This window comes from Serratia microhaemolytica, assembly GCF_004011885.1.
Lineage (GTDB): Bacteria > Pseudomonadota > Gammaproteobacteria > Enterobacterales > Enterobacteriaceae > Serratia_G > Serratia_G microhaemolytica.
In genome coordinates this window covers 1-12478 of sequence record NZ_SBEF01000052.1, presented here as the reverse complement: position 1 = coordinate 12478, position 12478 = coordinate 1, and the positions used below count along the sequence as shown (strand labels likewise).

Genomic DNA, 12478 nt, shown 5'->3' with positions numbered 1-12478 from the left:
AATGTGGTTAAAGATTATTTCGTGATTAAGCATAGAGGTTGTCTGCTCGATATTAGCGGGTCAATAACGGAGATCATACCTCAAAAGCCTTGCCATGCCTCGTTCATATGAGGGGATGGTTAAGGGTATCTATATTTCCTAATTTTTTTTCCAACTTATCGAGCGATTGTTTCATCACTGCCAAATCGGTTTGCCATAGTGACATACCACAACCGATATCATTACCAATTAACGCCGGATAAAAACGCTGTTGTGAAAAGAACGCAGCACCAACAGGATAACCTCGACCCGGATGCAAATCTGGCATCCCAACCACTTGCATCATATTGGGTAACTGTGCTGTGTTGGTCAGTTGTTCGATCGCTGCGCCTTCAATCCAAGTATTTTGCTCCGCTATCAATGAGACGCGCGGTGCGATAGCAATAGTATTGCCCATAACCAATCCTAATAATTCATTTGTTAAATTTGAGATAGGGCAGATCGAAACCTTGGCAATACCTGAATAGATAACTGGGCATAATCACAGCAAAGATGAATTGAATAACCAGTAATAACCACAGGAAATCCGGCATGGAGCCTATTTGATTAACGCCATTTTAGTTGCCATTTCCCAAGGCGATGCTCGAAATCTTCACGTACTGTCTGCACGTTGTGACTGCTGCGCACTGTGTCTAATTGGCAGCGCCAATCAGATCTGGTGGGATAGGCTGTTAGTGGTTCGACCCGCAAAGGGTAAACAGTGTATTAAGACGCATGATGTACCTCCTTTGCTTGATCAATAGGTGAATGGGGATAGATAAAAACGGCGCGATAATACCGAGGCAGGGAGAGAATGACAAGTGATATTTTGCGCCATATCGACTTTTTCATACTCTGTTATTAACGAGTGCTACCGAAATAATAACAAGCCCGATCAACGAACACGCATACCGCCGTTGGCAAAATAGGCTTTGATCCCCGCCAGAATAGACTCGGCCACCAACTGCTGAAAATGGCTGGTGCGTAACTTACGCTCCTCTTCCTGGTTGCTGATAAATGCAGTTTCTACCAGGATTGATGGGATATCCGGGGCTTTTAATACCGCAAACCCCGCCTGATCGACGCTGTTCTTATGCAGATGGTTGATTTTACCCAGGCGGTTAAGCACTTCTTTGCCAAATTTCAGGCTGTCATTGATGGTCGCGGTTTGCAGCAGATCAAAAATGGTATGATCCAGATAGCGGTCACCACTCTTACTCACACCACCAATTTCATCGGCGGCGTTCTGTGTTTGTGCTAAAAATTTAGCGGCATTACTGGTTGCCCCTTTGGTCGATAGCGCGAACACCGAAGAGCCGCGCGCTTTGGAGCTGGTAAAGGCATCCGCGTGGATCGAGATGAACAGATCAGCACGCTGCTTGCGTGCTTTCGCCACCCGCACTTCGAGGGGAATAAACACATCCTCGTTGCGCGTCATAAACACCTTCATATTCGGCTCACGCTGGATCAATGCGCTCAATTTACGGGCAATTTTCAGTACCACATCTTTTTCACGCGTTTTATTTTTGCCGATCGCACCAGGATCTTCTCCGCCATGTCCAGGATCAAGCATGATCACAATCGGACGATCACGACCCGCTTGGCCTGATTGTGGCGCTTTTTCTGGTAAATTACGTGAGACATCGCCTTTATTGTAATCTTCCAACAGCGCCAGCAGTGGATCTTGCTCTGTCAGCTCTTTCAGTGGGTAGAGATCCAGCACCAAGCGGTTGCGATATTTCGCCACTGGCGGCAGGGTAAAGGTGTTGACTGTCACAAGCTGCTTCAGCTCAAGCACAATCCTGACCGTATCTTGATCAAACTGTCCAACACGGGCACGTTTTAGATAGGGATCTTCCTTTCTCACCAGCGCAGGAATGCCTTTCAACACGCTGTTAAGCTTCATTCCCTCAATATCCACCACGATGCGATCGGGATTGGTTAGTGAGAATTGCTTGTATTTTAATGGAATATTAGATTCCAACGCCACGCGCGTATAGGTGGAGGCTGGCCAGAGGCGAACAGCGATCACGTCCGAGGTCGCCGAAAAACCAACGCGACTGACACTCAGTAACCACGTTGCGGCAACGCCCTGTAACAAACGACGGCGGCCCAGATTGCGATTAGAGGTAGACATGTGGCTCCGGCAAAGTTAACGATAAAAACAATATAGCCAAGTTACTTCAAAACCGAGAAGTCAACAGGCAAGGGCGAAGACTTTACCCAATCGTTATCACGCTGTCATCTGAAAATCGTTGACGTTTTCTTCAGTTTCTCTCGTCATCGCAGTGCTAATGCCGAGTGGCGCGAGAAATTCCCGCTTGCCATTCAGGCCAGAAAAGAATAAAAATACAAAAATATCGTATAAATATGCATTTTGAGGGGTGTCTATGAAGGAGCGTAGTACAGAGCTAGTGCAAGGGTTTCGCCATTCGGTGCCCTATATCAACGCGCATCGGGGCAAAACCTTCGTTGTTATGCTGGGCGGTGAAGCGATTGAACATAATAACTTTGGCAATATCATTAATGACATCGGATTGTTACACAGCCTGGGTATCCGCTTGGTAGTGGTTTATGGTGCTCGACCACAAATTGACAATAACCTGGCACAGCACAGTTATCAGGCTATCTACCATAAACATGTGCGTGTCACAGATGCCTATACACTGGAGTTAGTCAAACAGGCAGCAGGATTGCTGCAACTCGATATTACCGCCCGCCTCTCAATGAGCCTGAATAACACGCCACTACAAGGGGCCCACATCAATGTGGTCAGTGGCAACTTCGTTATTGCCCAACCGTTGGGCGTCGATGATGGTGTCGATTATTGCCATACCGGGCGCATTCGCCGCATCGATGAAGAAGCGATCCACCGCCAACTGGATAGTGGCGCGATTGTGCTGCTCGGCCCAGTTGCCGTTTCGGTCACCGGTGAGAGTTTCAACCTCACGTCAGAAGAAGTTGCCACTCAATTAGCGATCAAGTTAAAAGCGGAAAAGATGATTGGTTTCTGCTCCTCGCAAGGGGTGATCGCTGCGGGGGGTAATATTATTCCCGAGCTGTTCCCAAACGATGCCCAGCAGCATCTTGAGCGTCTCGAACAGTCAGGAGATTACCACTCTGGCACGGTGCGTTTCCTGCGTGGGGCGATAAAAGCGTGCCGCAGCGGTGTCAGGCGCTGCCATCTGGTCAGCTATCAGGAGGATGGCGCATTGGTGCAAGAGCTGTTCTCACGTGACGGCATTGGCACCCAAATTGTGATGGAGAGCGCCGAGCAGGTGCGGCGGGCAACAATCAACGATATCGGTGGCATTCTCGAGCTGATCAGGCCATTGGAGCAGCAGGGCATTCTGGTACGCCGTTCACGCGAACAGTTGGAGATGGAGATCGACAAATTTACCATTATTGAGCGCGACAACCTGACAATTGCCTGTGCTGCGCTCTATCCATTCCCCGAAGAGAAGATCGGTGAAATGGCTTGTGTTGCCGTACACCCAGACTACCGCAGCTCGTCGCGCGGCGAATTACTGCTGCATCGCATCGAAAACCAAGCACGCCAGATGGGGCTGACAAAACTGTTTGTGTTAACCACGCGCAGTATTCACTGGTTTCAGGAGCGTGGCTTCGTACCGGCAGAAGTCGACATGTTACCCAGCAAAAAACAGGCGTTGTATAACTACCAGCGTCGGTCGAAAATCCTATTGGCCGACCTGTGATCTCTGGCATCGTGACGGCAACAGGCGTTATTTGGCGATGTTGCCCTGCATTCAGGAGTGATTTTTACCATGTCAGCCAAGCATCCGATTATCGCGGTAACCGGCTCCAGTGGCGCCGGCACCACCACGGCAAGCCTGGCATTTCGCCAGATTTTTCAGCAGTTAAATCTACATGCAGCCTATCTGGAGGGTGACAGCTTTCACCGCTACACCCGCCCAGAAATGGACGCAGCGATCCGTAAAGCACGTGATGTTGGCCGCCATATCAGCTATTTTGGCCCAGAAGCGAACGATTTTTCGCTACTGGAACGCAGTTTTATTGAGTATGCCAGCCAGGGCAGCGGCCACTATCGCAAGTACCTGCACACTTACGATGAAGCGGTGCCTTATCAGCAGACTCCCGGTACTTTTACCCCGTGGGAACCGTTCCCCGACAACAGCGATGTGCTGTTTTATGAGGGGTTACATGGTGGTGTGGTGACAGACCAGATCGATGTTGCACAACACGTTGATCTGCTGGTAGGCGTAGTGCCAATCGTCAATCTGGAGTGGATACAGAAGCTGATCCGTGATACCAGTGAACGCGGTCACTCACGTGAGGCGGTGATGGAGTCTGTGGTGCGTTCCATGGAGGATTACATCAACTACATCACGCCGCAATTTTCACGCACGCATATCAATTTTCAACGTGTGCCAACAGTCGATACTTCTAACCCGTTTGCCGCCAAATCAATCCCTTCACTGGATGAGAGCCTGATTGTGATCCACTTTCGCGGTTTGCAGCAGATCGACTTTCCTTACCTGTTAGCAATGTTACAGGGATCTTTTATTTCTCATCTCAATACACTGGTTGTGCCCGGCGGCAAAATGGGGCTGGCAATGGAGTTGATCATGGCTCCACTGGTACAACGACTGGTGGCTGGGAAAAAGGTCACGGGTGAATGATGGGTGTGCAACTCGCTGGCCGTGACTGCACCGGCAGCGAGTTGCCCCTTGCTGCTACAAATACAGCGCAGGGGAACGGTTGTGGTCAACCAACATCGGCCTAGCTGATCAACAGATGTTGGATAAAACCAACATGCAGTTTTACCCCGACCTGTAGCACCGCTTCATCGAGTTTAAAGCGCGGGTGATGGAAGCCATGAGTGGCACCAATCTGCTGATTACCACTACCAATAAACAGGAAGCAACCTGGCACCTGCTGCTGATAAGAGGAGAAATCTTCACTGCCAAACATCGGTGTTGGCAACTCCTGTAACGGCTGACCACAACTGCTGGCAACCACTTGATGAGCCACTTTACAGGCATCAAGATGGTTATTACCGATCGCATAACCCGGTGTCCAGTTGATGCTGTAACTGGCCCCATGTGCCTGGCTAATTCCAGCGACAATGTTCTCCACCAGCGCTGGCACCTGTTCGCGTACCTGCTGGCTATGTGTCCGTAAAGTGCCCGCCAAGCGCGCACTGTCTGGAATGACGTTATAACTGTCACCGGCCTGGAAAGTGGCCACTGTCAACACTGGTGTATGCAGAGGATCGAGTTTACGCGCAACAATCTGCTGTAGTGACGTCACGATCTCGGCACCAATCACTACCGGATCAATACAGAGGTGTGGCTGTGAACCATGCCCACCTTTGCCTTGCAGTACGATATCAAAATTATCACTAGAGGCACTAAATACGCCGGGTTTCAGCAGTACTTCACCCGTTGGGTAGTTAGGGAATACATGTAGGCCAAAGATCATCGCTACACCGTCCAATACACCTAAATCTACCAGTTCCTGCGCACCACCTGGAGGCACCTCTTCAGCATGTTGGAAGATAAAACGCACCGAACCTTTTAATCTATCCCGTAGCTGGCACAGTACGCTAGCGGCTCCCATTAACATGGCAGCATGTGCATCGTGTCCACAGGCGTGCATCACGCCAGGTTTGGTGGAGCAGCAGACTTCATCGCTCTGTTCGTGGATCGGTAATGCATCGATGTCGGCTCTTAGCGCATAGCAAGGGCCAGGTAAGGCCCCCTGCAACTCAGCCACTACGCTATTCGGCGTTAACCGTCGGATTTGCAGGCAACCAAACGTTGCCAACTGCTCAGCAATATAATCGGCTGTCTCTATTTCCTGAAATGATAGCTCCGGGTTGGCATGAATGTGACGGCGCCAGGCCACCACTTGCTGCTGCACGCTGGCAATCAATTGTTCAATATTCATAACAGTAAACCCTATTTCTTGTGGATGACACTGGGCAGCATCGCTGCGCTACTATAATTGGCGGATAGTTATCAACCGCGTGTGATACTGCATTAGTCAGGGAGATGAACCAACACCTGCCGTCATTAACGCATGCGTTAACTATGCGGCAGAAGAGCGCCTGACCAACGGCAACACCGATAAACCGGCCACGACCATTGCCAGCGCCAAAAAGACAAAGGTCGTCAGATAGCCTTGGCTCATAGCAATCAGATAACCGATGGTGATCGGAGCCACAAAGCCGCCAAGCGTGCCCCCCGTATTCACCAAACCAATTGCCGCTCCCATCACTTCTGCTGGTAAGCGCTTCATCGGTAAGGTGAATACGGTGACAAACGCCGCCATCAGGAAAATATAGCTTAGGAACAGGAACAGGCTGGCATTCAGTGTTGTGTTACTGGTAAACACCGACCAAATGCAGAGTGCGCTGAGCAGCGAGTTAACGAAAATAAACAGCGGTTCACGCCCTTGCAGATAGCGCCCCACCACCCAGCCAGCACCGACTGAAGAGAGCCAGATCCCCAAACCACCAGCAGCGACAACAATACTCGACTCTTCCAGCGGCATGCCTCGCTGCTGTACCAGAAATTTTGGCAGCCACGCCATCAAGCCATAAGCTGGGATGTTAATACAGAAGCTCGCGATAAACATTAACAGCACCACCGGGCTTGCCAGCAAAGATTTATAACTGATTTTATTGGCTTTATCTTGCATTGCTGCCGGTTTTTCCGGGTTAGGCACCAACACCAAAATGCAAATGCCAATCAGCAGTGCCGAGATGCCCAATAACGAGAAGGAACCGCGCCAGCCAACATGCGCTAAGCAATAAACAGCAAGAAATGGCCCAATGGTCATTGCCAAACCAGAGGACGAGAGCAGAATCGATTGCACAAAAGTGCGTTTCTCTAGCTCAAAATTTGCCACCACCGCTTTGGCACAAGAACAGGGATAGCCCGCATGACCGATACCGGATAGAAAGCGAAATAGCACCAATGTCGCCAAACCAGCACCTAGCCAACCGAAACAGAGAGCAAAACCACCCAATAAGAACAGCGAACTACAGATGACTTTTTTAAACCCGATGCGATCATTCAACCAACCTGCGGGTATTTGAAACAGCGAGTAGGCCAGAAAGAACATACCGGTAATATAGCCCAACTGCTCGGCGGGCAAATTAAATTCCCGCTCAATCGGCAGCAGTGCAAACCCCATCATTGTTTTATCTATAAATACAAACACATAACCAACAAAGAACAAAAAAATCATCAATGCTCTATTTTTCATTTGTCAACATCCCTACGTTGCATTTCAGTGAGCGTTTCGGTATTCACTCTGCACTATCGTGCCCCCTTTAACCACCGCAACAGCATGAATCAAAAATCATTCGCGTGTTATGCAAACGCCTAGTCTAGGCGTTCAACCGCCATCAATAGCCACATAACTCAAACGATAATGAGTGCATGGTTAAAACACAACGACCACCCTACAGGTAAAACATGCAGCGGGTGAATGGGGGAACGCATTAATTGACGTACTGAATTTCAAAACTGTGACTGATATCGACTCCTGCCGCCAACATCAGTGATACCGAACAGTACTTTTCGGCGGAGAGTTGCACCGCACGTTCCACTGCATGCTGGCTCAGTTCAACCCCAGTGACAATAAAGTGCAGATTAATCTTGGTAAACATACGTGGTGCCTGCTCACGACGTTGCGCGCTGACGATAACCTCACAGTCGCGCACATCATGGCGCCCTTTCTGTAATATCGAAACTACATCAATTGCGCTACAGCTTCCTGCTGACAACAACACCATCTCCATCGGGCTAGGGGCTTTTTCACCGCCATTACCATCGATAACGATTTGATGTCCTGAGGCGGATTGCCCAAGAAACGTCAATCCTTCAACCCATTTAACACGTGCTTGCATCTTGTTGACTCCGGTTAGTTTTTGACACACCCAGCACAATTATGTATAAAATCCGGCGGCATAACCTGACCTCAATCAGGCTGAAACGAGACAACAGAAGACATTCAGCACGCGCTGTGTTAAAAACAGCAGCAGACAATAACGCTTTCCGGCGCCATCAGTTTCGGGGGAAGTGTCCAAGGAAAGCTCCGTGAATCGATGTCTCTGCAGAACGTGGTTGTCATACATCCGTTCGCCACTCTCTATCCAGCAAGGCACACACTCTACCCAATTAGAGTTAGGTGCAAGCGGCAAATCTGATTGTCACCAGGGCGTAGCAAACTAGGTCACTGGATGCAACTGACGCTCAGGTAACCTGCCGTATGGCAGCGGTAGAGGATCGGTAACGGTATCTTGCCTTGATATGTTATGAACTAGATTAACAACCGAGCCAGACAGCAACTGAGCAGCAGGTAACGCATACCACGCCTGCCTGAATGCAATCGGCGCGGTGAAGTGAAAAGACCTGAAAAACGGTTTCAACCCACTCTAGTGACTAATATTTTTTGGGAAAACAGGTTCCAGTAACGCAGAGCAGCGATAACAACAGAGGATAGCAGCGAATGGTTCTCGGCAAACAGCACACAGACTCTACCCTTGAATGGTTTTTGTCTCATTGCCATATTCACAAGTATCCAGCCAAAAGCACACTGATTCACCAAGGTGAAAAAGCCGAGACGCTTTACTACATCGTCAAAGGTTCCGTCGCCGTACTGATTAAAGATGATGAAGGCAAAGAGATGATCCTCTCCTATCTGAATCAGGGGGATTTTATCGGTGAACTCGGCCTGTTCGAAGAGGATCAAGAACGTACCGCCTGGGTACGCGCAAAAAATGCCTGTGAAGTCGCTGAAATTCCATACAAGAAATTTCGGCAATTGATCCAGGTGAACCCAGATATCCTAATGCGGCTATCGGCACAAATGGCCAGCCGGTTGCAGGTCACTTCACAGAAAGTTGGGAATCTGGCTTTTCTTGATGTCACTGGACGCATCGCACAAACATTACTCAACCTGGCCAAACAACCCGATGCCATGACCCACCCAGAAGGGATGCAGATCAAGATCACCCGCCAGGAAATTGGCCAAATTGTTGGCTGTTCACGTGAAACTGTCGGTCGCATCCTGAAGATGCTGGAAGACCAGAATCTGATCTCCGCCCACGGCAAAACGATTGTGGTCTATGGTACTCGCTAATCATTAAACACACGGCACTGTTAACGGTGCCGTTTTTGAGCTGTTGAATCGCAAACCATGTGGCGTCGCCTGATTTATCATCCTGAAGTTAACTATGCACTCAGACAGACGCTGATCTTGTCTATACCGGTGCTGTTGGGGTTATGGTTGGGCAATCTGCGCGCTGGGCTCATGTTCTCGCTACTCCCTGTCTGCTGTAATATCGCCGGATTAGATACGCCACATCGGCGCTTTTTCAAACGGTTGTTTGTCGGTGGCTCACTATTTGCGCTCAGCAGTTTTTTACTGCAACAGACGCTGCTATGGCAGATCCCGTTACCGCTAGTGATGTTAGTGATGGCACTGCTGCTTGGCGTCAGTGGTGAAATCAGTCCACTACATGGCCGGTTACTGCCTGCGGCGCTGGTCGCTGCAATCTTCTCGCTCAGTATGAGTGGGCATGTGCCGGTCTGGCATTTTCCGCTGTTGTATGCCGTTGGTACACTCTGGTATGGGCTGTTTACCTGGTTCTGGTTCAAACTTTGGAAAGAGCAGCCGATGCGCGAATCGCTCAGCCAACTCTATCTTGAATTGGCCGATTACCTAGAAGCCAAATACTCACTGCTGACACAGCATACTGATCCTGAAACCGCACTGCCGCCGCTGTTACAGCGCCAGCAAAAAGTTATGGATATTATTAATTTACTCTATCAACAACTTAACTTTCTGCCACACAGCGGTAATCTGGAACAGAAGCGGCTGCAACGCACTTTTCAGGTAGCGCTTGATCTGCAAGAACATATCACCGTGAGCCTGCATCTGCCGGAAGAGGTACAAAAACTGGTGGAGCAGAGCCAAGCAGAGGCCATCATTCGCCGCAATGCCCAAGTGATTGCTACACGTTTGCGCGTCGTGGCCGCCGATATTCTTTACCACCGCCACTCAAAACGCTTTAACATGAAACATGAGCTGGCGGCACTGGAAAAAATCGCAACGCGCCATGCCGATAACCCTGTCGGGCACTTCTGCTTCTATCACTTCAGCCATATTGCGCGTTTACTCCGCACTTTTCACCCGCTCTACCGGCGCAATCTGATGGACAATCAATCACGCTTGCCGTTTTGGCCAGCGGTAGTTAACTATTTATCGCTGAAATCAAATGCTCTGCGCAATGCCGCACGGCTGGGCGTCACACTGGCCATCGGTAGCATTATCGGTATGCTGTTTCAGTTACCAAAACCTTACTGGATTTTGCTCACCATCATGCTGGTAAGCCAAAATGGTTACAACGCCACCCGGGTACGTATACAGCACCGAGCGTTTGGCACATTCGCCGGGTTAGCACTCAGTGCCGTGCTGCTGCAACTGCCACTGCTGGAGGCGACAACGCTGGGGATCATGTTACTGATCACACTGGTAGCCAATCTGTTCTTGCGCACCAACTACGGTCTATCAGTGGTTGGTTTTACCATCACAGCTGTCTATACCCTGAAAATACTCACTCCGGAAAGCGCCTATTTTTTGCTGCCGAGGTTGATCGATACCCTGATTGGCTGCTTGCTGGCATTTGCCGCCACACTCTGGTTATGGCCACAATGGCAGAGTGGCATGTTACGCAAAAATGCCCATCAAGCGTTGGAACGCACGCAAAATGCGTTGCGTTTACTACTGAGCGAACAACACCCGAGCGCCAGTCAGTTAGCCTATGCGCGTATGCGGGTTAATCAGGCGCACTATGCTCTCTCCACTTCACTCAGCCAAGCGATGCAAGAGCCTGGCTTTGATGCTGACTACCTTACTGACATGCGCTTATGGCTGACTCACAGCCAATTTATTGTCGAACACGTTAATGCAATCACCATCTTGGTGCGTGAGCACCACACGCTGCCCAGCGCAGTCGCGGAAGAGTATCTACAACACTGTGAAATTGCGCTGCAAACCTGTCAGCAGCGGTTAGAGTATGATGGGCCAACCACCAGCAACAACATCATGCTATTGCCTGATCTGCCGCCAGAGCAGCCTATCACTGAGATGGAGCGCCATTTGCGCCGCATTCTCTCCCACCTAACCGTGATGCATACCATCTCCGCTCTCGCCTGGCGGCAACGCCCACACCACGGCATTTGGCTCAAGTGGCGTCACTGGCGTTGATAAACCTAACCTGACTACTGATCACGAAAGCAGAATCGTATGCAATCGCTAGTTTTTATTAGGCGTACTTTACTTACTAGTCAACCAAAGATAATTATCAGGATAAGGTCACGAAAATTTTCGTGCTGATTTTTGACTAAAAAATAATTTATTAGCCCTATCAGTTTCAGATGATGTGATTTCTATTTTAAAAATCACACCCATCAAGTTTCGCAAAAAAACACTTCCTCATGCTTTTTCTGAAATAATTTTATTGTTTATACGTTAAAATTCATTTAGGATACATTATAAATAGCCACACAGCCTTATTCGCTATATTATAAAAGTATATTATTTCATCTATGCAAAAACACACAGAGCAAAGGAGATAATGATGATTAAGTTTAATGGTCTTGGGCATATCAACATTGTGGTTTCCGATATTAATATAGCTAGTTCTTACTATCGAAACTTATTCGGTGCGATCCCACAGCAAGAATTTCCTCATTTCAGAAACATTGGTTTTGCCAAATCAGCAGGATTTCTTGCCACACCCGAACAAGTGACGGCTTCTATCCAATTTCTGGAAATTCCTGGCGCCGGTGTTTTTCTGGAACTCATGGAATATCACCAACCGCTTGGCATCACTCAACGTACTGAAAAAAAAGCAAACGACATTAATGGAGTTGGGCATATCTGTTTACGTGTACATGACATTGACAACGCTTTCGCACAAATCAAAAACTCGCCAGAAACCCGATTAATTAGCGATGAGACAAGTTATCGACCATTTAAAATTGACACTATTACTCCCGATGAATTTCATTTCTTTGATCCCGCGCTAGAAAATAGCCAGGAAGAGAAACAACGTGTCTGCGATATTATTGGAAAAATAAGGTATTTTTATTTTATCGATAAGTATGGAGTGCAATGGGAGTTTGAAGAGGGGCATAGCGATATTGGTGCTTGAGACCTCAGGCTCATAGCCACATTGCATGGGGAGAAGACCTCCCCTAAAACCAGCCCACAGAGAAATCAAAATCGCGGTGAAGACCAGAAAAAGTCCATTTTCTACCTAACGTGATGCATACCTTAACCATCCCCTCATATGAACGAGGCATGGCAAGGCTTTTGAGGTATGATCTCCGTTATTGACCCGCTAATATCGAGCAGACAACCTCTATGCTTAATCACGAAATAATCTTTAACCACATTG

General features: G+C 48.8%; 9 protein-coding genes and 1 pseudogene. 5 read left to right on the top strand and 5 right to left on the bottom strand.

From position 1 onward, the window contains the following. Positions 1 to 127: 127 nt before the first annotated feature. Both EOJ37_RS13075 and amiC read right to left on the bottom strand, forming a co-directional pair. Positions 128 to 436: pseudogene (locus tag EOJ37_RS13075) on the bottom strand (RtcB family protein); the annotation flags it as partial. A gap of 477 nt (positions 437 to 913) precedes the next feature. After that, a complete protein-coding gene (gene amiC / locus EOJ37_RS13070) occupies positions 914 to 2155 on the bottom strand; it encodes an N-acetylmuramoyl-L-alanine amidase AmiC (RefSeq protein WP_127960344.1) in 1242 nt (413 codons plus the stop codon). A 253-nt stretch (positions 2156 to 2408) separates the two neighbouring features. Between amiC and argA the strand changes: the two genes are divergently transcribed. Both argA and EOJ37_RS13060 read left to right on the top strand, forming a co-directional pair. Continuing rightward, the gene (argA, locus tag EOJ37_RS13065) at positions 2409 to 3734 is read left to right on the top strand and encodes an amino-acid N-acetyltransferase (RefSeq protein WP_127960343.1); all 1326 of its coding nucleotides are present in this window, start codon (positions 2409 to 2411) and stop codon (positions 3732 to 3734) included. Positions 3735 to 3803: 69 nt separating this feature from the next. Then, positions 3804 to 4679, top strand: a complete 876-nt coding sequence (locus tag EOJ37_RS13060) for a phosphoribulokinase (protein WP_127960342.1) — start codon at positions 3804 to 3806, stop codon at positions 4677 to 4679. 100 nt (positions 4680 to 4779) lie between these two features. Here EOJ37_RS13060 and EOJ37_RS13055 read toward each other — a convergent pair whose 3' ends face one another. The 3 genes from EOJ37_RS13055 to EOJ37_RS13045 all read right to left on the bottom strand — a co-directional run bounded on the left by EOJ37_RS13055 (position 4780) and on the right by EOJ37_RS13045 (position 7918). After that, a complete protein-coding gene (locus EOJ37_RS13055; RefSeq protein WP_127960341.1) occupies positions 4780 to 5949 on the bottom strand; it encodes an amidohydrolase in 1170 nt (389 codons plus the stop codon). A gap of 141 nt (positions 5950 to 6090) precedes the next feature. Further along, a complete protein-coding gene (locus EOJ37_RS13050) occupies positions 6091 to 7272 on the bottom strand; it encodes an MFS transporter (protein ID WP_127960340.1) in 1182 nt (393 codons plus the stop codon). Between the two features lie 238 nt (positions 7273 to 7510). Next, entirely contained in the window at positions 7511 to 7918 is a 408-nt protein-coding gene (locus EOJ37_RS13045) for an OsmC family protein (protein ID WP_127960339.1), read from the bottom strand. Positions 7919 to 8520: 602 nt separating this feature from the next. Between EOJ37_RS13045 and crp the strand changes: the two genes are divergently transcribed. The 3 genes from crp to EOJ37_RS13030 all read left to right on the top strand — a co-directional run bounded on the left by crp (position 8521) and on the right by EOJ37_RS13030 (position 12232). Continuing rightward, entirely contained in the window at positions 8521 to 9153 is a 633-nt protein-coding gene (crp, locus tag EOJ37_RS13040) for a cAMP-activated global transcriptional regulator CRP (protein WP_127960338.1), read from the top strand. 57 nt (positions 9154 to 9210) lie between these two features. Next, positions 9211 to 11283 carry a YccS/YhfK family putative transporter gene (locus EOJ37_RS13035; protein ID WP_127960337.1) on the top strand — a complete coding sequence of 691 codons (2073 nt, stop codon included), beginning with the start codon at positions 9211 to 9213 and terminating at the stop codon, positions 11281 to 11283. A 373-nt stretch (positions 11284 to 11656) separates the two neighbouring features. Beyond that, positions 11657 to 12232, top strand: a complete 576-nt coding sequence (locus tag EOJ37_RS13030) for a VOC family protein (RefSeq protein ID WP_127960346.1) — start codon at positions 11657 to 11659, stop codon at positions 12230 to 12232. The last annotated feature ends 246 nt before the right edge of the window (positions 12233 to 12478 follow it).